Below are 20,754 nucleotides of genomic sequence, written 5' to 3' on the forward strand. Positions count from 1 at the left end.
CCCTGCGCGGCTTTCCGAAGGTGGCAAAAGAAAAACGCCCGCGACGGCGGGCGTTTCAAAATGGCGCGAGGGGGCCGGCGAAGCGGCCCCGCCTGCGACCGGGATCAGCCGTTGACGCTGTCCTTCAGGGCCTTCGCGATGGTCATCTTCACCACCTTGTCGGCTTCCTTCTTGATCTGCTCGCCGGTGGCCGGGTTGCGGACCATGCGCTCGGGGCGCTCACGGCAATAGATCTTGCCGACGCCCGGCAGGGTCACGGCGCCGCCGCCAGCGACTTCTTTGGTGATCACCGAGGTGATCGCGTCCAGCGCAGCGGTCGCGGATTTCTTGTCGCTGTCCATCTCTTCCGCGAGGGCGGCGACGAGCTGGGTCTTGGTCATAGGTTTGGCCATGTATGGTCTCCTCAAACTTCCCCGTCCTAGCGGGTTCTCGGCAGAATTTATCGGAATATATGGGAGGCGCACAACCATTTGTGCGCCTCGAAGCCCTGTTTTCCTGCATTTTGTGGTGCTTTTTTGCCGGTTTTCCTAGAGGAAAGCGGTCTCTTCGAAGCTTCTGAGCTTCCGCGAGTGAATCCGCTCAAGCGGCATTTCGCGTATCAGCTCCATCGCCCGGATGCCGATCAACAGGTGAGAGGCGACCTGAGTGCGGTAGAAATCGGTCGCCATGCCCGGCAGTTTCAGCTCTCCGTGAAGCGGTTTGTCGGACACGCACAAGAGGGTGCCATAGGGCACGCGGAACCGGAATCCGTTCGCCGCGATGGTCGCGCTTTCCATGTCCAGCGCCACCGCGCGGGATTGCGACAGCCGCTGCACCGGACCGGACTGGTCGCGCAGTTCCCAGTTGCGGTTGTCGATGGTGGCGACGGTGCCGGTGCGCATGATGCGCTTCAACTCGTAGCCTTCCAGCTTGGTGACATCCTCGACCGCCTGTTCCAGCGAGGTCTGGATCTCGGCCAGCGGCGGGATCGGGGTCCAGACCGGCAGGTCGTCGTCCAGCACGTGATCCTCGCGCAGATAGGCGTGGGCCAGCACGAAGTCGCCCAGCCGCTGCGAGTTGCGCAGACCGGCACAGTGGCCAACCATCAGCCACGCATGCGGGCGCAGCACGGCGATGTGGTCGGTCGCGGTCTTCGCGTTCGACGGACCGACGCCGATGTTCACCAGCGTGATGCCTGCGCTGCCCTCGCGCTTCAGGTGATAGGTCGGCATCTGCGGCAGTTTCGCGGGAACCTCCAAAGGCTGGTCGCCTGACGTGATCTCTTGATTGCCGGGGCCGACGAACGAGGTGTAGCCGCTGTCGGGATCGTCCAGCATGCGCCGCGCGACCGTCTCGAACTCCTCGATGTAGAACTGGTAGTTCGTGAACAGCACGTGGTTCTGGAAGTGCTCGGGATCGGTCGCGGTATAGTGCGACAGCCGCGCCAGCGAATAGTCGATGCGCTGGGCGGTGAACGGCGCCAGCGGCGCCGCGCCCTCGCCGTAGGGAAAGCCGTAGCCGTTGACGATGTCGTCGTTCGTGGTGCCAAGGTCCGGCACGTCGAACACGTCACGCAGGCTGAAATCCATCACGCCATCCTGCGGCACGGTCACGCCCGACGCGCCGTCCATCGCGAAATGCACCGGGATCGGCGTTGCCGAAGGGCCGACCGACACCGGCAGGCCGTGGTTCTCGATCAGAAGGCCGATCTGCTGGATCAGGTAGTTCCGGAACAGGTCGGGCCGGGTGACGGTGGTGACATAGGTGCCCGGCTCGGCGACATGGCCGAAGGACAGGCGGCTGTCGATCTGGGCATAGCTCGAGGTGGTGAAGCGAACCTCGGGGTAATAGGCGCGGTACCGGCTGGCGGGCATCCCGCCGCCGATGGTTTCCGAGAACTTCTCGCGCAGGAACAGAACCGCGCCTTCGTACAACTCGGTCAGCCGGTCCACCGCGGCGACGGCATTGTCAAAACGTTCTGGGCCGGAAAGGTCGGGGGTCTGAACGGGCATCTGTCGGTGGGAAATCGTCACGTGGTGGCCTCGAAAACGTCAGTGGTGGTAAAGGTGGTCACATCGACCAGACCCATATCGGAGATCCGCAACTCGGGGATGACAACCAGCGCCAGCAGGGAATGCTGCATGTAGGCGTTGTTCAGGGTGCATCCGCAGGCGGCCATCGCCTCGACCATCGCCTGCGCGGTGCGGGCGACGTCTTCGGCGGGGCTGTCGGACATCAGCCCGGCGATGGGCAGTTCAACCAACGCCAGTTCCGCACCGTCTTTCCAGACGGTGACGCCGCCGCCGACCTCGGCCAGCCGGTTCGCGGCTTTTGCCATGTCCTCGCGCGAGGTGCCGACCACGATCATGTGGTGGCTGTCATGCGCGACGGTCGAAGCAATCGCCATATCGCCGGTATAGCCAAAGCCCGACACGAAGCCGTTCACGACCTTTCCAGTGGCGCGGTGGCGTTCGACCAGCGCGATCTGGCAGACGTCCTGCGCAGGATCGCCCTCGACGGTGCCGTCTGTCACCTCAAGCTCGGCGGTCAGCGCCTTCGTCGGGGCCTGGTTCTCGACCACGCCGATAACCTTAGCCTTCACGCGGTTCGCGCCATCCGGCGCGGCGACGATGAAGTCAGAGGCCACCTTCTCGGCCCCCATGTTCACCGAGTCCCGCGCGTGCGGCGGCCAGTCGCCATGGGGGAAGTCTACGGTGACCTTGCCGTCCTGCGCGACCAGTTCGCCGCGCGCATAGACCGCGTCGATCGGCAGGGTGGTCAGGTCCGAGGTCAGGATCACATCGGCGCGACGGCCGGGTGCGATAGAGCCAAGCTCTCGTTCCAGCCCGAAATGCGTGGCGGTGTTGATCGTCGCCATCTGCAACGCGATCAGCGGATCGCAGCCGCAGTCGATCGCATGACGCACGACGCGGTTCATATGTCCATCGTGAACCAGCGTGCCGGAATGGCAGTCGTCCGTGCACAGGATGAACCCGCGCGGGTCCAGACCCTTTTCGGTCACGGCGGTGATCTGCGCCTTCACGTCGTACCACGCAGACCCAAGCCGCATCATCGCGCGCATTCCCTGACGCACGCGCATGATGGCGTCGGATTCCTGCGTGCCTTCGTGATCGTCGGCGGGGCCGCCAGCAGCGTAGGCATGAAAGTCGGTCAGGTCGGGCGAGGCATAGTGACCGCCGACCGTCTTGCCGGCCTTCTGGGTCTCTGCGATCTCGGCCAGCATCTTGGCGTCACCGGCGACGACGCCGGGATAGTTCATCATCTCGCCCAGCCCGATGATGCCGGGCCATGTCATCGCCTCGGCGACGTCTTCGGGCCCGATCTCGTAGCCGGTGGTTTCCAGCCCCGGCGCCGAGGGCGCGCAGGACGGCATCTGGGTGTAGATGTTCACCGGCTGCAGCAGCGCCTCGTCATGCATAAGCCGGACGCCTTCCAGCCCCATGACGTTGGCGATCTCGTGCGGGTCGGTGAACATCGTGGTCGTGCCGTGCGGCGTGACGGCGCGCGCGAACTCGGCAGGGGTCAGCATGCCGCTTTCGATGTGCATGTGCGCGTCGCACAGGCCGGGGACAAGATAGCGGCCCTCGGCCTCGATCACCTCGGTCGCGTCGCCGATACAGTGAGAGGCGTCGGGGCCGACATAAGCGAACCGGCCATCGGCAATGGCGACCTGCCAACCGTCGAGCACTTCGCGGGTATGGACGTTGACGACCTTGCCGCCACGGATCACGCGGTCGGCGGGTTCCCGGCCAGCGGCGACGGCAACCAGTCTCGGTGCGGCCTCGGCCCAGGTCTTAATGTGTGTTGGGGAATCTGATGCTTTCATGTGCCGATAATCGTCAGATCGCGATGGGGCGCAACCCCTGACGGCGGATGGACGCCGCCAGCACCCGGTCGCGGGGTCTGAGGCAGACGCTCGGACCGCCGGTCCTTCGATGCCGGTGCAACGCCAAAAACAGTCCCTGAGAAGCGTTTCAGAGAATGGGACCCATCATCGCGATGGTGTTGTTCCAGACGCGGCGCGGCATGGTCCACGCGGCGACATCGGCGGCGGTGATCTCGGTCGATTGCGCGATATAGCTTTCCTGCCGGGCCATCAGGTCGGCGGTCAGGCCGTGGTCCTGAAGCAGGATGTTGTTCTCGTAATTCAGTTCGAAACTGCGCCGGTCGAGGTTCGCGGACCCGATCATCGCGATCTCGCCATCAAGGGTCAGCGACTTGGCGTGCAACAGTCCGGGCGCATGCTCGAAAATACGCACGCCGGCGGACAGCAGTTCGGGATAGTAGCTGCGGCTGGCGGCGGCGACGACCCACGAGTCGTTCTGCGCGGGCACCACCATTCGCGTGCGGACGCCACGGTGACCTGCGGCGCACAGCGCGGACTGCATCGACTCGGTCGGGACGTAGTAGGGCGTGGTCAGGGTCAGGTCGTTGCGCGCGGCGTGCAGCAGCGTTTCAAACATCTCGGGCATCGCGCTGTCGCGCACCGTGGGACCGCTTCCGTTGACCTGCGCCACGACGGTCCCGTCGGCAGAGGCGGCGTCGCCGGACAGAAGCGGGTGCAGATCCTCGTCGACATGCGCCATCCAGTCCTGCGCGAACAGCCATTGGTTCTGCCGCGCGATAGGCCCCTCGAACCGCACCATCAGATCGACCCACGGCGCGTATTTCTCTTTCACAAGGAATTCGGGGTCGGCGCAGTTCTGGCTGCCGCAGTAGGTAATGCGGTTGTCGATGACTACGATCTTGCGGTGGTTGCGCAAATCCACCCGGCCCTTCAGCGTGTGCAGCAGCGGGTTGTCCAGGGGCAGCGCGCGGGCAAGCTGTACGCCCGCGTCTTTCATCGCCTGCCACAACGGCGACCGGATGATGCGGCGCGAGCCCAGATCGTCCGCCATCGCGCGTACCGTGACGCCGCGCTGGGCGGCCCGCATCGCGGCCTCGGCCACCCGCGTGCCGGTGGTGTCGCCCAGCCAGATGTAGAACAGCAGGTGGACGTGATCCGTCGCCGCGTCGATATCGGCGATCAGCGCATCGACCGGCGCGGTGCCTTCCCCCAGCAACAGGGCGCGGTTTCCGTTCACCGGGGCAAGGCCGCTGATCGACTCGCCGGTGCGGAAGATGTGCCGCCGCCGTTCGGTGACATGCTCGAAGTCCGCCTCTGGCGCCGGGTCGAAGATGCTGTCCGCCTTGCCTGCCGTCTCGCGATAGCGCTCTTCGCGGTCGGTGCCGATGTTGGTCTCGCCGAACAGCAGATAGGCGATGATCCCGACCACCGGGGCGGACAGGATCACCAGTACCCACGCCAGCCGGGACGACGGGCCTCGGTGCGGCCGAAGCAATGCGCGCGTGATAAACCCGGCCTGCACCAGAACGTGCGCGACGACGAGCCAGAACGGCAGCGAACTCATGAGGACAATTCCGACATGGCGTCACTGTCGCCGCGCTGCCGGGCGGGGTCAATCCGCGCCTGCGGTCTCCAGCAGGCGGGTGTCGAACGCGATGGCGTTCTTCAGCGCCGGCCGCCCGGCGCACCGGTCGACCCAGTCCCTGATGTGCGGCACGTCGGGGGTGAACCCCTCTGCGAAGTGGAAGGCCGAGGCGCAGACAAGGTCGGCGACCGAGAACGTGTCGCCCATCAGATAGGGCCGGTCCTTCAGCGCGTTCGACAGGCGGGCGGTGACCTCGTCCATGCCTCGGAAGGTGGTGTGCACGACGGGATGCTCGATCTCGGCGAACTTCAGCACGATCACCGGTTCTAGCACATCGCCGTACCACGCCAGCCACGACAGCAGCACGCCCCGGTCCGGCGCGCCGACGGGGCGGCCCAGCCCGGCCTCGGGGAACAGTTCGGTGAGGTACAGCGCGATGGCGGTCGATTCCCAGATCACCGCGTCGTCGTGGACCAGCAACGGCACCTTGCCTTCGGGGTGCGGGTTGCGGGTGTCGCGCGCGCCGCTGCCATCCTGACGGGTCACCGAAACGGGGTCGATGGTGATCTTGTCCTGCGCGCCGAGTTCTTCGATCAGGGCGACGATGCGGGTCGAGCGGGTGCGGGGCGAATGATAAAGCGTCAGCATTTGGGGCCTCCTTGGCGGTCTGTGCTGAACCCACTATGGTGCAGCCATCCTGTCAGTTTCCGTCAGGAGGAGAATGCCCCGCACCGACCGCCTGTTCCGCCTGCTGGATCTTCTGCGCAGGTTGCCGCCTCCCGTCACCGCCACCCGGCTGGCGGAAGAAACCGGCGTTTCGGAACGTACCCTGTACCGCGACATCGACGCCCTGCGCGCAGCGGGGGCGCTGATCGATGGAGAGGCGGGCTATGGCTATCGCCTGACGGAAGATCCCGCGCTGCCCCCGCAAATGTTCGAACGGCTGGAGGTCGAGGCGCTGGTGCTGGGGCTGGCCGAGGTACAGGCAACGGGCGATCCGGCGCTGGCTGCCGCCGCCGCCGCGGCGCTGGACAAGATCGTCGCGCGGCTGCCCGACCGGGTGGCGCAGCAGGCGGTGCATGCAGTCTCTATGGTGCGGCGTTGGGAAGACAAACGCGCGCCCGAGCACCTTGACCTGATCCGCCGTGCGTCGTGGGACGAGCGCGCCGTCGACATCGCCTATGCCGACGCGTTCGGCCGCGAGACGACACGCCGGATCTATCCGCTTGCGACGGTGTTTGTGGACAATGCGCAGGTCATCCTTGCGTGGTGCTGCCTGCGGCAGGACTTCCGGCAATTCGTCATCGGCCGGATCGGGCATGCGGACGTGACCGAAGAGAGTTTCCGCCCGAGGCGCGCTGCGCTACTGCGCGACTACCTCGACCGGATGCGCAGGGAGGCGCGGACGTAATGGACCTTCGGGCAATCGCGATGGGCGTGGCCTTCGCGGTGATGTGGGCCTCGGCCTTTACCTCGGCGCGGATCATCGTGGCGGACGCGCCGCCACTGACGGCGCTGGCGCTGCGGTTCCTGTGCTCGGGCCTGATCGGCGTTGGCATCGCGACATGGCTGGGCCAGTCGGCCCGGCTGACGCGGGCCCAGTGGAGGGCGACGGTGGTGTTCGGAATCTGCCAGAACGCGCTGTATCTCGGGCTGACCTTCGTCGCGCTCCAGACCATCGAGGCATCGCTGGCCGCGATCATCGCGTCGACCATGCCTTTGCTGGTGGCGCTGGGCGGGTTGCTGGTGTTCGGCGAACGGGTGACGCCGCTGGGGGTGGGCGGTCTGGTCACCGGGATGATTGGCGTCGCGATCATCATGGGCGCGCGGCTGTCGGGTGGCGTCGATCTGTTCGGCGTCGGCATGGCGGCGCTGGGCGTTCTGTCGCTGACCGTCGCGACGATGGCGGTGCGCGGCGCGTCGTCGGGTGGCAACGTTCTGATGATCGTGGGGCTTCAGATGCTGGTGGGAAGCGCGGCGCTGGCGGTGACGGCCGCGATCCTCGAGGACTGGCAGGTCACGTGGTCGCTGAAGATGGTGCTGGCCTTTGCCTATACGACGCTGGTGCCGGGGCTGGCGGCGACCTTTGTCTGGTTCCGGCTGGTCAACCGGATCGGCGCGGTGCGGGCGGCGACGTATCACTTTCTGTCGCCCTTCTTCGGCGTGACCATCGCCGCGCTGTTGCTGGGCGAACGGCTGAGCCTGCTGGATCTGCTGGGGGTCGCGGTGGTGATGCTGGGGATCTGGGCGGTGCAGGTGGCGCGGCGGCGGACCACCTGACGCCTATTTGAACGGTTGAAACAAGGTTGTCGGGTGACAGGCGACGCTGCGGCAAGGCATCTTCGCCGCAATGGAACTGATCTTCGCATATGGCGCGGGGCTGCTGACGCTGATCAACCCGTGCGTTCTGCCGATCCTGCCGATCGTGCTGGCGACCGCCCTGCAGGCGGGCCGGCACGGACCGGCGCTGGTCGCGGCGGGGATGAGCCTGTCTTTCGTCGTGCTGGGGCTTGCGGTGACCGCGCTGGGGCATCTGGTGGGCCTGACCCCCGAGATGGTGGCGGACGCGGGCGCGGTGCTGATGATCGGTTTCGGGCTGGTCCTGCTGGTGCCGCAGTTCGGCGCCCGCTTCGAGACCGCGACCGCCGGTGTCGCCGCACGCGCGGATGCCGGTATCGACGGGCTCGACCGTACCGGCGCGCGCGGGCAGTTCCTTGGCGGCATGCTGCTGGGCGCGGTCTGGAGCCCCTGCATCGGTCCGACGCTGGGCGGCGCGATCTCGCTGGCCAGTCAGGGTCAAAGCCTGTTCCGCGCGGGCCTTGTCATGGTCGCCTTCGCCGCCGGTGTCTCGACCATCATCCTTGCGCTGGGCTACGGCGCCCGCAGCGTGATCCAAAGACGGCAGGCGTGGATGCGTGCCGTCGCGACGAAGGCGCGGCCGATCCTTGGCGCGGTCTTCGTTCTTGTGGGCTTGGGGCTTTTGCTGCGCGTCCATCATTACCTTGAATACTGGGCGTTGCAGACCCTGCCGCCCTGGCTGATCGACCTGTCCGTATCGCTTTAGGGAGGACCCCGCATGACCCGACTGAACCGCCGCGATTTCATCCTGTCCGCCGCCGCGCTTGTGGCTGCCGGACCGGCTCTCGCGCTGACCGAATACACCCCCGGCCTCGTCCAGAAGGAGCTGGCCGAGGGCAAGACCGTGTTCCTCGACTTCAAGGCCAGCTGGTGCACCACCTGCGCCGCGCAAGAGCGGGTGATCAGCGCGCTGAAGGCCGAGAACCCGGCCTATGAACAGGCGATCAGCTTCATCAACGTGGATTGGGACACCTATTCCAACGCCGACCTGACCAAGTCGCTGAAGATCCCGCGCCGGTCGACGCTGGTGGTGCTGAAGGGCGACATGGAGCTTGGCCGCATCGTCGCAGGCACCGGGCGGGACGAGATCAAGGCGCTGATGGACACCGCGCTTCAGGCCGCGACCTCCGCCTGATCTTTCCGCGAGGTTGGAACCTCTGCCTCGTCGCGCACGTTCTCTTGGAAAGGAGACCGCGCGCGATGGGCGAACAAGGCACGCTGGCCGACCGAACCGACATGACGACCAAGACCAAACCCCGCCGGCGCTGGAAGCTCTGGGCGGGGCTTTTCGTGCTGGTGCTTCTCGTTGGCGCGGGCGGCAGCGGTGCGGGGCTTTTGTGGCTGACAAAGCTTCCCGATCTCGAAGAGATGGAGGCCGAGGCGTCGCCCTTCATGCAGACGCAGGACGGCGCGGCGCTTGTTATGGCGGGCGGCACAACGTCAGAATACATCCCCTATGCCGAGATGCCCGAAACGCTGACCGAGGCGGTCATCGCGCTGGAAGACGTACGCTTCCGCGAGCATGGCGGGCTGGATATGCGGTCTATCGGGCGGGCTTTCGTCTCTAACATGCGGGCAGGCGGCATTGTCGAGGGCGGCAGCACCATCACGCAGCAGTTGGTGAAGATCAGTTACCTGACCCCCGAGCGAACCTACACCCGCAAGATCCACGAGGCGCTTCTGGCTCGTGAGATCGAAGCGAAATACTCCAAGGACGAAATCCTCGAACGGTACCTGAACCGCGTCTACCTCGGCAGCGGCGCAAGGGGCGTAGGCGCTGCGTCGCGGGTGTATTTCGGCAAGCCGGTGCAAGACCTGTCGCTGGCGGAAAGCGCGTTGCTGGCCGCGTCGATCCAGATCCCTTCCATCGTGAACCCCTACGGCGATACCGACCGTCTGCGGGTCCGCGCATTGCAGGCCATCGTCAACATGGAATGGACGGACAGCATCACCGCCGACGAGGCCGACGCCGCGCGTCAGGAAATCGAAACGCGCGCGTTCACCCGCAGCGCGCCGGCATATGGCGGCTGGTTTTCCGACTGGGTCGCAGCAGAAGCCGCCGAGCAGGCCGGCGGGCGGCCCGTGACGGTGCGCACGACGCTGGATCCCGAACTGCAGATGCAGGCCGAAGCCGCGATCGCCGAGGTGCTTGGCGACCGCCCGATGCAGGCCGCGCTGGTCGCGCTGCGCCCCGATGGCAGCGTCGCCGCGATGGTCGGTGGCCGCGACTATTCCGACAGCCAGTTCAACCGCGCGGTCGATGCGGTGCGCCAGCCCGGCTCGACCTTCAAGACCTTCGTCTACCTCGCCGCGCTGGCTGAAGGCATCACCCCGGACCGCACCATCACCGACCAGCCGATTGATCTGGACGGCTACAGCCCCGAAAACTACGGTGGCGGCTTCAACGGCATCGTCACCATGCAACAGTCCTTCGTGCGGTCGCTGAACGCGGCGACGGTGACGCTGGCCTATTACATCGGTTTCGAGAAGGTCGCGGTCGCAGCGCGCGCGCTGGGGATCGAGGCGGACCTGATGGAGACGCCGTCGCTGGCGCTTGGCGCATCCGGCGTCACGCTGCTGGACCTGACAGAAGCCTATGCCGCGATTGCCGAGGGCGACGGGCCGGTCGAAGCGTGGGGCCTGACCTCGATGACACTACCCGACGGCACCGAACAGGACATCGCACGGACCAAGCCTGAAAGCAGCGACGAGGCGCGGCGGTTGCTGGCCCATGCACCGGAGATGACGCAGCTGCTGCGGGCCGTCGTCACCTCGGGCACCGGCCGCGCCGTGGCGGGTGTGCCGGGCGCGGTTGGCAAGACGGGCACCAGCCAAGAATCGCGCGACGCGTTGTTCGTTGGCTGGAACGACGACTACACCGTTGGCGTCTGGGTCGGGAATGACGACAACTCGCCGATGCAGGGCGTCACGGGCGGCGGGTTCCCGGCGCAGATCTGGGCGAAGTTCCTGACAGCCGCCCCGGCCACGGACGAAACGTCCCTAAACACCATTACAGAGACGGTTGGCGGCACCTGCAACATTCAGGCCTGTAGCGAGGCATACCGTTCGTTCCGCGCGTCGGATTGCACGTTCCAGCCCTACGGCAACCGTCCCCGCCAGCTTTGCGAACGGTGATCAGAGCAGAAGCGCAAGCAGGATCGTGATCGTCACAAAGGACGCTGTCGTCGCCAGCAGCAGCGCGATCGAGGCCATGCCGTCGTGGCCGAACGGCTGGGCGAGGATGGCGTAGATCGCGACCATCGGCATGGCGCAGGTGAGGATCAGCGCGGTGCCCAGTTCGGGCGACAGGCCCAGCGGCAGCAGCAGGACGATCAGCGCGGCAATGGCGGGGTGCAGCAGCAGCTTGCCCGCCGCGACCAGCCCGGCAAGCCCCTTGTTTCCCTTCAGCGGCAGCCCAAACAGCGTGCCGCCGATCACCACCAGCGCGACGGCGGCGGCAGAGCCCGCCACCAGCGACAGCCCGCGTGCGACGGGTTCCGGGATCGGAATGCCCGACAGGGATACGGCCAGCCCAAGCAGCAGCGCGACGATGAAGGGCCGGGTCAGCACCTGCCACAGGATGCCCCCGATGATGCGGAACAGGCTTTTGCCCTCGGTCGGGCGCGACAGTTCGGCGACCGCCAGAGCGATTGGAAGCGCGACGAAGTTCTCGATCAGGAAATTCATCGCAAGCACCGCGCCCGCGATATCCGGCAGCGAAAGCAACAGCACCGGGTAGCCTACGAAGGCAGAGTTCGGCATCGCCATGCCCAAAGACCCCAGCGCGCGCCGCGCCGGGCCGCCGCCGAAAGCGCCGCCCAAAGCCGCTGTGACGGCATAGCCGATGGCCATCGTGGTCAGACTGGCCAGCGCATAGGCGCCCAGATAGCCGGGCACGATGATCTGCGACAGGTCGCGCGTCGCGACAGCCGAGAACATCAGCGCCGGCATCGAGATATTCAGGACGTAAGCCCCCAGCACCCGCATGTCGCCGGGCTTGAACAGCCCGCGCGCGGTGGTGCCATAGCCGATCGCGATCACCGCGAAGATCGGAAAGGTGATCCCGAGGACGTTCAGCATTCAGCCGATGGGCCCGCGAAACCCGCCCGTCTGGCCGCGATCCAGAAGGATGTGGTCCAGCAAGACGCAGGCCATCATCGCCTCGCCCACGGGCACGGCGCGGATGCCGACGCAGGGATCGTGCCGGCCCTTGGTGATGATCTCGGTCTCGTTGCCGTCAAGGTCGATGGTCTTGCGGGTCGTCAGGATCGAGCTGGTGGGTTTCACCGCGAAGCGCACGACGATCTCCTGCCCGGTCGAGATGCCGCCAAGGATGCCGCCCGCGTGGTTCGAGCTGAACCGGGGCTGGCCATCGTTGCCCATATAGATCTCGTCGGCGTTGGCCTCGCCCGTCAGTTCGGCGGCGGCCATGCCCTCCCCGATCTCGACGCCCTTCACGGCGTTGATCGACATCATCGCGGCGGCCAGTTCGGTATCCAGTTTGCCGTAGACTGGCGCACCGAGCCCGGCGGGGAAGCCGTTTGCCACGACCTCGATCACCGCGCCGACCGAACTGCCGGATTTGCGCAGCCCGTCGAGATAGTCCGCCCAGGTCCCGGCGGCGGTCGCGTCGGGCACCCAGAACGGGTTGTTGTCGATCTCGGCTGCGTCGAAATTCGCCCGGTCGATGCCGTGCGTTCCCATGCGTGTCATGTAGCCGCGGATCTCGGCACCGGGCAGCAGCGCCTTGATCGCCTCGCGCGCGACGCCACCGGCGGCGACACGGGCCGCCGTCTCGCGCGCCGAGGACCGCCCGCCGCCGCGATAGTCGCGGATCCCGTATTTCTGCCAATAGGTGATGTCGGCGTGACCGGGGCGGAACTTCTGCGCGATGTCGCCATAGTCCTTCGACCGCTGGTCCGTGTTGCGGATCATCAGCTGGATCGGGGTGCCGGTCGTCTTGCCCTCGAACACGCCGGACAGGATCTCGACCTCGTCGGGCTCGCGCCGCTGCGTGGTGTACTTGTTTTGGCCGGGTTTGCGCCGGTCCAGCCAGTGCTGAAGCATCGACGCTTCCAGCGGCACGCCCGGCGGGCAGCCGTCGACGGTCGCGCCAAGCGCCGGTCCATGGCTTTCGCCCCAAGTGGTGACCCGGAACAGGTGTCCGAACGTGTTGAAACTCATTGGCGTCCCTCCGCGTAAGCGCGGTTTAGACGCGGCGCGGCGGATTTGGAAGGGGCCGGATCAGGCCCCCGCCAGTTCGCGGCGCGGCCGCCGCAGGCCGAAGAACACCGCCGGGACGATGATCAGAAGCACGACCGCCGTCGCCTCGAACGCGATGTCATAGCCGAAGGTGTCGATCACCGGCTGGCTGACGATCGGAGAGATGAACTGCCCAAGGAAGATCGCGGTGGTGATCGCGCCGCTGACGGCGCCCCGGTGGTTCGGAGGCGCGACGTCCAGCGCGATGGCGACGAAATTGGGCATTACCAGCCCGACGCCCGCGCCAACCAGCAGCGCGCCGGCGCAGTAGACCGGGATCGCGTGGACGACCTGAAGCACGAAGAAGCCGACCGCCATGATCGCGAACCCCAGCGCAGGGGTGCCGCCACGGCCAAGCCGCATCCGGATCGGACCGAAGAACAACGAGGCGACGCCCGCCGCCAGCACGACGCAGGCCATCACGAGACCGGCCATCGACGGGTCGGTATGCCCGTTGGCGGCAAGGTAATAGGGCACCTGCGTGGGCATCACGTAGAACAGCACGAAAGCCAGCCCGCACAGGAAGATGACGAAACACAGCACCGCAAGCCAGTTCGCCTCGCCATCGCCCGAGGCGGGGCCGTGTTCCGGCGCGGGGCCGCCGCGCGTGTCGGGCAGCGCCTTCCAAAGGAATGGCAGGTACAGTGCCGCGACCGCGTACAGAGCGAAGGGATACAGCGCGTTCAGCCCGGCCAACCATCCCGCGAGGCTGATGAAGATGAAGCCACCGAAGTTCACCGCCGACATCTGAAGGCCCATGAACCGGCCCCGGTCGGGCCCCGAGAAGATGTCGCCAAGCAGCGCCGCCTGCGCGGTCATCACCGCAGCCACGGCAAGGCCAAGGATCAGGCGGCTTGCAAGCACGGCGTAGAGACTGTTCAGCCAAAGCCCGGCGCTGCCCGCGATGGCGAACAGGATGACACCCACCAGCAACTGCCGCTTGCGCCCGAACCGGTCCGCCGCCATGCCCGCGAAGGGCGCGGAGATGGCGATCAGCAACGCCGGCGCCGTCACCAGCAACCGGGTCAGCAGCCCCGCGTTGGGCGTGTCGGCGTACATCGCCTCGATCCCCGGCAGCGACGGGCTGATCGTGGCGTTGGACATGATCGTGATCGACGCTGCCAATAGCAGCGCGATCGCGCGCGGGTCGCGGAGAAGATCCATCAGGCGGCTTTCTGTCGGTATGGTCGCGCAAGGCGGGCGTCCCGCAGCGCATGCGCCCACCATGTAAGGTCGTCGGCGAAGGTGTCCATCGCGGCATCGGTTGACGCTGCGTCCTCTGGCGCGACGATCCGCGCCGCTTCGGAGAACCTGGACCACGGCGATGCGAAGCTGATCGTTTCGCGGATCGTCACCGCGCGCAGTTCCGCGAAGACCGGCCGCAGGCTTTCCACCGCGCGCAAGCCGCCCGATACGCCCCCGTACGAGACAAAGCCCACCGCCCGCGCGGCCCATTCGTCCTTGGTGCTGTCGATCAGCGTTTTCAGCGGTCCGGGCGCGGCATGGTTGTACTCGGGGGTCACGATGACGAAGCCGTCGATGCCGGCGATCCGGTCTCGAAAAACATCGGCGGCGGAGGTCTCGCCGATCTGGATCGGCAGCAACGCCGGGTCGCGGGGGTCGATGACCGTGGTGTCGAAGCCGTGACGCGACAGCCCGTCGACCGTCCAGCGGGTGACGGTGTCGTTGAAGCGGCCCTCGCGGATGCTGCCCTGAACTACGGCGATTCTCAGTGTGTCTTGCATTGTCGGTTCCTTCCGATTTCTGAATCGCTGCGCAGGATGCCGCCTCAACCTAGGTTGAGGTCAAGAACGGAGTTTCTTTCAGAACCAAGCAGTTGGCGGCCCGTTCGCGGTTGGCTTGCCAAACCCGTGCGTTGGCCCTAGGTCTGAGCGTACCTCGGGGTGCCCATTCGGGCTGAGACGCGACAGCGGACCCGTTGAACCTGAACCGGCTCATACCGGCGGAGGGAAGGTGAACGGCACAGCCTCTATCCTGACCCGCCCGTCACAGAGGAGGAATGCCATGAAACTTCCCGCCATCGCCGCGCTTGCGGTCCTTGCCCACCCCGCCATTGCACAGGATACGCCGGTGCTGCGTGTGCTGACCTACGACAGCTTCGTGTCGGAATGGGGCCCCGGCCCGCAGATCGAGGCGGCGTTCGAGGAAACCTGCGGCTGCGACCTGCAACTTGTGGCCTCGGGCGACGGCGCGTCGCTGCTGGCGCGGGTGAAGCTGGAAGGCGAGCGGTCGGATGCGGACGTGATCCTTGGCCTCGACACCAACCTGACCGCCGACGCGGCCGCGACGGGCCTGTTCGCGGAACATGGGGTTTCGCCGGACGGGCTGGCCCTGCCGGTGGCGTGGGACGACCCGCTGTTCCTGCCCTATGACTGGGGCTATTTCGCGTTCGTCTACGACAAGACCAAGCTTGAGACCCCGCCGGCCAGCCTGAAGGCGCTGGCGGAAAGCGACCTGACCGTGATCATCCAGGATCCGCGCACCTCGACCCCCGGCCTTGGCCTGCTGATGTGGGTCGAAGCGGCGTTCGGAGACGACGCGCAGGCGTGGTGGGAAGCGATGGCGGCGAACATCCTGACCGTCACCGCCGGATGGTCCGAGGCCTACGGCCTGTTCCTTGATGGCGAGGCGGACATGGTGCTGAGCTATACGACGTCTCCGGCCTACCACATCATCGCAGAGGGCGACGATACCAAGGCCGCCGCACCGTTCGCCGAAGGGCATTATCTGCAGGTCGAAGTCGCCGGGAAGCTGGCGAACACCGACGAGCCCGAACTGGCGGACGCCTTCCTTGCCTTCATGCTGACCGAAGGTTTCCAGTCGGTGATCCCCGAGACGAACTGGATGTACCCGGCGGTGATGCCCGAGGGCGGTCTGGCCGATGGCTTCGACGGACTCGTGACGCCCGAAACCGCGCTGCTGTTCCCGGCGGACGAGGCGGACGGCGTGCGCGAGACGGCCATGCAGAAATGGCTGGCCGCTTTGGCCCGGTGACCGGCCGGGCGAGACACCCGGTGATCCGGATCGCAGGCGGAGCCGCGGCGCTTGTCGTCGCGGCCTTGACGCTTGGCACGCTGGTCGCAGTGGCGCTTCGGGCCGACGGCGGGCCCAGCCTTGGCCCGGCGGACTGGGCCGCGATCCGGTTCACGCTGATACAGGCGGTGCTGTCGGCCGTGTTCAGCGTGCTGCTGGCGGTGCCCGTCGCGCGCGCATTGGCGCGGCGGCGGTTTCCGGGCCGTGTACTGCTGGTCACGCTGCTGGGCGCGCCCTTCATCCTGCCGACGATCGTCGCGGTCTTGGGGCTGCTGGCCGTTTTCGGGCGCAGCGGCATCCTGAGCACCGCGCTGGGCTGGGTCGGGCTGGGACCGATCCACATCTACGGGCTGCACGGAGTCGTGCTGGCCCATGTGTTCTTCAACATGCCGCTTGCGGTGCGCCTTATCCTGCAAGGCTGGCTGGCGATCCCGGCCGAGCGCTTCCGGCTTGCCGCCTCGCTTGGCATGGGCCCGCGCGAGGTGTTCCGGCGGCTGGAATGGCCGATGCTGCGCGCCGTGGTGCCGGGCGCATTTCTTGTAATCTTCCTGGTCTGCACCACCAGCTTCGCGGTCGCTTTGACGCTGGGCGGCGGCCCGCGCGGCACCACGGTCGAGCTGGCGATCTATCAGGCGTTCCGGTTCGAATTCGATCTTGGCCGCGCGGCGCTGCTGTCGCTGATCCAGTTCGGCATCTGCGCGGTCGCGGCGGTGGCGGTGTGGCGGGTCAGCCTGCCTTCGGGGCTTGGCGGCGGGCTGGGCCGGGTGGTCGAGCGCTGGGGCATTGCCACACCGGGATTGCGGGCGCTGGACGCCGCGGCGATCCTGCTGGCGGCGCTGTTCCTGCTGACGCCCTTGGCGCTGATCGTGATCCGGGGCGCGCCGGGGCTGCTGTCGCTGCCGCCCTCGGTGCTGCAGGCGACGTTCCGATCCCTGGTCGTCGCGCTGTGTTCGGTGGTGCTTACGCTGGCGTTGGCCCTGTCGCTGGCCCTGATGGCCCAGCGGGCGCGGGGTCTTGTGGCGGGCGGGACCGAGGCGCTGGCCTCGCTGTCGATCGCGGTGTCGCCGCTGGTGATCGGGACGGGGCTGTTCCTGCTGGTCTACCCCTTCGCCGACCCGGTGCGGCTGGCGCTGCCGATCACCGCGCTGGTCAATGCGCTGATGAGCCTGCCCTTCGCCTATCGCGCCATCGCGCCCGCGCTGGCCGAGGTCGAAACGGTACGCGGGCCGCTGGCTTCGTCCCTCGGGATACGGGGATGGGCGCGGATGCGGTACATGGTGCTGCCCGCGCTGGCGCGGCCCATAGGATTTGCCGCCGGGCTGGCGGCGGCGCTGTCGATGGGCGATCTTGGCGTGATCGCGCTGTTCGCCGATCCGGGGCAGGTGACGCTGCCGATGCAGCTTTACGCGCTGATGGGCAGCTACCGGATGGAGCAGGCGGCCTCGGCGGCGCTGTTGCTGCTGGCATGCAGCCTTGCGCTGTTCTGGGTTTTCGACCGCGGGGGGCGGATGCGTGCTGACGCTTGAGAATGTGTTGATCGAGCAGGGCGCGTTCCGCCTTGCCGCCGACTGGTCCGTCCGGGCCGGGGCGCTGGTGCCGGTCGTCGGCCCGTCCGGTGCGGGCAAGTCGACGTTGCTGTCCGTGATCGCGGGGTTCTTCCCGCCAACCTCGGGACGGGTGCTGTGGGACGGGAAAGACCTGTCACCGCTGGAGCCGGGCGCGCGGCCGCTGTCGATCGTGTTTCAGGACAACAACCTGTTCCCGCACCTGACGGTCGCGCAGAACGTCGGTCTGGGCCTTTCGCCGGGACTGAAGCTGGACGCCGCGGGATGGCGGCGGGTCGAGGACAGCCTTGGACGCGTCGGACTTCATGGCCTGGGCGCACGAAAGCCGGCGGCCCTGTCGGGCGGGCAGCAAAGCCGCGTGGCGCTGGCGCGGGTGCTGCTGAGGGCGCGGCCGCTGATGCTGCTGGACGAACCCTTCGCCGCCCTCGGTCCCGCGCTGCGCGCCGAGATGCTGGGACTGGTGCGCGACGTCGCCGCCGAAACAGGCGCGACGGTCCTGATGGTTACGCACGAACCCCGCGACGCGCTGCGGCTTGGGGGCGAAACGGTGCTGGTCGCCGATGGCATGGCCGCCGCGCCGACCGAGACAGCCGCGCTGTTCGACGCCCCGCCAGAGACGCTGCGGGCGTATCTTGGGGAAGGGTAATAACGGGCAGGGGCTCTGCCTCTGGTCGCACCTGAGGTGCGCTGATCGGTGGGGCGTAAGGGGGCTCTGCCCCCGTCGCGCCGTGCGCGACTCCCCCGAGGTATTTGAGAAGAGAAGAAGCGGCTTTGCAAAGAACCGGCGCCTTGCGTCCGGTGTCCGCCAAAACAAAACGCCCGCCGGTGAGGGCGGGCGTTTCGGTGTTTCGTGCGGGCCGGATCACTCGGCAGGCGTGGTGCCGCCCTTCTTGACCGGCTTCCACAGCCGCTTGTTGGTCAGGTACAGCAGCGAGGTCAGCAGGATCAGGAAGATCACGGCGGTGAAGCCGGCCTGCTTGCGGGCCATCATCTTCGGTTCCGCCGCCCACATCAGGAAGGCCGCGACGTCCTGCGCCTCGGCTGCGATGTCATTGGGCGCGCCGTCCTCGAAGTCGACATCCTCGCCGTAAAGCGGCGGGGCCATGCCGATCCAGCCGCCCGGGAAGGCGGTGTTCTCGTACAGGGTCACGCCGGCTTCGACTTTCTCCTCGCCGGTGTAGCCGGTCAGGAGCGAGGCGATGTACTCGGCGCCGCCCATGCCGTTGACGAACTGGCTGATGCCGGTGCCGTAGGGGCCGTGGAAGCCCGCACGGCCCTTTGCCATCAGCGACAGGTCGGGCGCGCCGACCGAGGTGTTCGCCGGGAAGTGGTCGGTCGGAGTTGCGGGACGGTAATCGTCCAGCTCGGCGTCGTAGACCTCGAAGTTCTGGGCCGCATAGGCACGGACCTGATCCTCGGGAAGACCGACACCGCCCTCGTCATGCAGGGTGCGCAGCGGCACGTACTGCAGCCCGTGGCAGGCGGAGCAGACCTCGGTGTAGATCTGTAGGCCGCGTTGCAGCTGGAACTGGTCGTAGGCGCCGAACGGGCCCTCGAACGAGAAGGCGTAGTCGGTCGTGTGCCCCTCGGCATGAGACGCATCCGCGTGCTCTTCCTCGGCGGCGTGGCTGTCCTCTTCCCCGTGGTCCTCCTGGGCCCAGCCGGCAAGCGGCGTCAGGCCCAGAAGCGCGGCGAGCGCGGCGGCGGAAAGGGTCTTGGCTTGGATCATCTTCATCGCCTTTCTCACTCGGCCGGTTTCACGTCGCCCGACGCATCGGACTGCGGGTAATGCTCGGCGAAGTCCTCTTCGATGGTCGCGGGACGCGCCAGCGGTTTCTCGATCACGCCGAGCAGGGGCAGGATCACCAGGAAGTAGGCGAACCAGTAGGTGGCCCCGATCAGCGAGATGGTCGAGTAGGGCGGTTCCGCGGGCATCGCGCCGGCCCACATCAGGACGACGAAGTCGATGGCCAGAAGCCAGAACCACCACTTGAACATCGGGCGGTACTTGCCCGAGCGGACCGACGAGGTATCGAGCCACGGGGCCAGCGCCATGACCGCGATCGCGCCGAACATCGCCAGCACGCCGAAGAACTTGGCGTCGACGATGCCGCCGGTGATCCAGCTTGCGAACATCACCACCCAGACGTCGCCGGTGAAGGCGCGCAGGATCGCGTAGAACGGCAGGAAGTACCATTCGGGCACGATGTGGGCGGGCGTCGCGAGCGGGTTCGCCTCGATGTAGTTGTCGGGGTGGCCCAGGTAGTTGGGCATGAAGCCGACGATCGCGAAGAAGACCACCAGGACCATCGCCAGGGCGAACAGGTCCTTGATCACGAAATAGGGCCAGAACGGCAGCGTGTCCTTCTGCGCCTCGGCTTTCGAGGTGCGGCGGACTTCAACACCCGTGGGGTTGTTGTTCCCGGTCGAGTGGAAGGCCCAGATGTGCACGATCACGAGGCCCGCGATGACGAAGGGCAGCAGATAGTGCAGCGAGAAGAAGCGGTTCAGCGTGGCGTTGTCCACGGCCGGTCCGCCCAGCAGCCAGGTCTGGATCGATTCGCCGATGAACGGGATCGCGCCGAACAGGCCGGTGATCACGGTGGCGCCCCAGAACGACATCTGGCCCCACGGCAGCACGTAGCCCATGAAGGCGGTGCCCATCATCAGCAGGTAGATCAGCATGCCGACGATCCACGTCACCTCGCGCGGGGCCTTGTAAGAGCCGTAGTAGAGACCGCGGAAGATGTGGAGGTAGACGGCGAAGAAGAACAGCGAGGCGCCGTTCATGTGAACGTAGCGGATCATGTGACCGCCGTTCACGTTGCGCATGATGTGCTCGATCGACGCGAAGGCGTTGTCGACATGCGGAGTGTAGTGCATCGCCAGAACGATGCCGGTGCCGATCTGCAGCGCAAGGCAGAAGGCGAGGACGATGCCCCAGATCCACATCCAGTTCAGGTTCTTGGGCGTGGGGATCATCAGGGTGTCATAGACGAGCGCGACGACTTTGAGGCGCTTGTCGAGCCACTTCTCGAAGCCGGATTTCGGCTCGTAATGGTCGTGGGGAATTCCGGACATGC

The 20,754-nt window shown here is 66.8% G+C and carries 19 protein-coding genes and 1 riboswitch; of the genes, 8 read left to right on the forward strand and 11 right to left on the reverse strand.

Going from position 1 to position 20,754, the window contains the following annotated elements:
• Positions 1-104: 104 nt before the first annotated feature.
• The 5 genes from ACP156_RS10100 to ACP156_RS10120 form a co-directional block, all read right to left on the reverse strand.
• Positions 105-392: an HU family DNA-binding protein gene (locus ACP156_RS10100; protein WP_425051195.1), complete on the reverse strand. Its 288-nt coding sequence runs from the start codon at positions 390-392 to the stop codon at positions 105-107.
• A 135-nt stretch (positions 393-527) separates the two neighbouring features.
• Positions 528-1,991, reverse strand: coding sequence for an AMP nucleosidase (locus ACP156_RS10105; protein WP_425051196.1), 1,464 nt, complete (start codon positions 1,989-1,991; stop codon positions 528-530).
• Positions 1,992-2,008: 17 nt separating this feature from the next.
• Positions 2,009-3,826, reverse strand: coding sequence for an adenine deaminase (gene ade / locus ACP156_RS10110; protein ID WP_425051197.1), 1,818 nt, complete (start codon positions 3,824-3,826; stop codon positions 2,009-2,011).
• Positions 3,827-3,974: 148 nt separating this feature from the next.
• Positions 3,975-5,411, reverse strand: a complete 1,437-nt coding sequence (gene cls / locus ACP156_RS10115) for a cardiolipin synthase (RefSeq protein ID WP_425051198.1) — start codon at positions 5,409-5,411, stop codon at positions 3,975-3,977.
• A gap of 48 nt (positions 5,412-5,459) precedes the next feature.
• Positions 5,460-6,080, reverse strand: a complete 621-nt coding sequence (locus ACP156_RS10120; RefSeq protein WP_425051199.1) for a glutathione S-transferase family protein — start codon at positions 6,078-6,080, stop codon at positions 5,460-5,462.
• A gap of 73 nt (positions 6,081-6,153) precedes the next feature.
• Between ACP156_RS10120 and ACP156_RS10125 the strand changes: the two genes are divergently transcribed.
• The 5 genes from ACP156_RS10125 (at position 6,154) to ACP156_RS10145 (ending at position 10,925) form a co-directional block, all read left to right on the forward strand.
• Complete coding sequence (locus ACP156_RS10125) at positions 6,154-6,843, forward strand: helix-turn-helix transcriptional regulator (RefSeq protein ID WP_425051200.1); 690 nt, start codon at positions 6,154-6,156, stop codon at positions 6,841-6,843.
• Positions 6,843-7,712, forward strand: coding sequence for a DMT family transporter (locus tag ACP156_RS10130; RefSeq protein WP_425051201.1), 870 nt, complete (start codon positions 6,843-6,845; stop codon positions 7,710-7,712). Before ACP156_RS10125 ends, ACP156_RS10130 begins: the two co-directional genes overlap by 1 nt.
• Before the next feature lie 70 nt (positions 7,713-7,782).
• Complete coding sequence (locus ACP156_RS10135) at positions 7,783-8,496, forward strand: cytochrome c biogenesis CcdA family protein (protein WP_425051202.1); 714 nt, start codon at positions 7,783-7,785, stop codon at positions 8,494-8,496.
• A 21-nt stretch (positions 8,497-8,517) separates the two neighbouring features.
• Positions 8,518-8,925: a thioredoxin family protein gene (locus ACP156_RS10140; RefSeq protein ID WP_425051895.1), complete on the forward strand. Its 408-nt coding sequence runs from the start codon at positions 8,518-8,520 to the stop codon at positions 8,923-8,925.
• A 65-nt stretch (positions 8,926-8,990) separates the two neighbouring features.
• Positions 8,991-10,925 (forward strand): PBP1A family penicillin-binding protein, encoded by a 1,935-nt coding sequence (locus tag ACP156_RS10145; RefSeq protein ID WP_425051203.1) that lies wholly within the window; start codon positions 8,991-8,993, stop codon positions 10,923-10,925.
• Here the strand turns inward: ACP156_RS10145 and ACP156_RS10150 are convergent, their stop codons facing one another.
• From ACP156_RS10150 to ACP156_RS10165, 4 genes are read right to left on the reverse strand one after another with little or no spacing between them, the layout of a single operon-like run.
• Entirely contained in the window at positions 10,926-11,870 is a 945-nt protein-coding gene (locus ACP156_RS10150; RefSeq protein WP_425051204.1) for an AEC family transporter, read from the reverse strand.
• Complete coding sequence (gene aroC / locus ACP156_RS10155) at positions 11,871-12,974, reverse strand: chorismate synthase (protein ID WP_425051205.1); 1,104 nt, start codon at positions 12,972-12,974, stop codon at positions 11,871-11,873. It lies immediately after the preceding gene.
• 60 nt (positions 12,975-13,034) lie between these two features.
• Positions 13,035-14,216 carry an MFS transporter gene (locus ACP156_RS10160; protein ID WP_425051206.1) on the reverse strand — a complete coding sequence of 394 codons (1,182 nt, stop codon included), beginning with the start codon at positions 14,214-14,216 and terminating at the stop codon, positions 13,035-13,037.
• Complete coding sequence (locus ACP156_RS10165) at positions 14,216-14,797, reverse strand: NADPH-dependent FMN reductase (RefSeq protein WP_425051207.1); 582 nt, start codon at positions 14,795-14,797, stop codon at positions 14,216-14,218. Before ACP156_RS10165 ends, ACP156_RS10160 begins: the two co-directional genes overlap by 1 nt.
• 145 nt (positions 14,798-14,942) lie before the next feature.
• Positions 14,943-15,041: riboswitch (TPP riboswitch) on the forward strand.
• A 36-nt stretch (positions 15,042-15,077) separates the two neighbouring features.
• Here ACP156_RS10165 and thiB point away from each other — a divergent pair.
• From thiB to ACP156_RS10180, 3 genes are read left to right on the forward strand one after another with little or no spacing between them, the layout of a single operon-like run.
• Positions 15,078-16,067 (forward strand): thiamine ABC transporter substrate binding subunit, encoded by a 990-nt coding sequence (thiB, locus tag ACP156_RS10170; RefSeq protein ID WP_425051208.1) that lies wholly within the window; start codon positions 15,078-15,080, stop codon positions 16,065-16,067.
• Positions 16,043-17,632 (forward strand): thiamine/thiamine pyrophosphate ABC transporter permease ThiP, encoded by a 1,590-nt coding sequence (locus ACP156_RS10175; RefSeq protein WP_425051209.1) that lies wholly within the window; start codon positions 16,043-16,045, stop codon positions 17,630-17,632. The genes thiB and ACP156_RS10175 overlap by 25 nt, the downstream gene beginning before the upstream one ends.
• Positions 17,619-18,317 (forward strand): ATP-binding cassette domain-containing protein, encoded by a 699-nt coding sequence (locus ACP156_RS10180; RefSeq protein WP_425051210.1) that lies wholly within the window; start codon positions 17,619-17,621, stop codon positions 18,315-18,317. The genes ACP156_RS10175 and ACP156_RS10180 overlap by 14 nt, the downstream gene beginning before the upstream one ends.
• Before the next feature lie 216 nt (positions 18,318-18,533).
• On the opposite strand, the gene ACP156_RS10185 is transcribed toward ACP156_RS10180, so the two are convergent.
• Both ACP156_RS10185 and petB read right to left on the reverse strand, forming a co-directional pair.
• Positions 18,534-19,406, reverse strand: coding sequence for a cytochrome c1 (locus ACP156_RS10185; RefSeq protein ID WP_425051211.1), 873 nt, complete (start codon positions 19,404-19,406; stop codon positions 18,534-18,536).
• Between the two features lie 8 nt (positions 19,407-19,414).
• Positions 19,415-20,752, reverse strand: coding sequence for a cytochrome b (gene petB, locus ACP156_RS10190; protein ID WP_425051212.1), 1,338 nt, complete (start codon positions 20,750-20,752; stop codon positions 19,415-19,417).
• Between the last annotated feature and the right edge of the window lie 2 nt (positions 20,753-20,754).

This window comes from Psychromarinibacter sp. S121 (assembly GCF_049801035.1).
Classification (GTDB): Bacteria; Pseudomonadota; Alphaproteobacteria; order Rhodobacterales; family Rhodobacteraceae; genus Psychromarinibacter.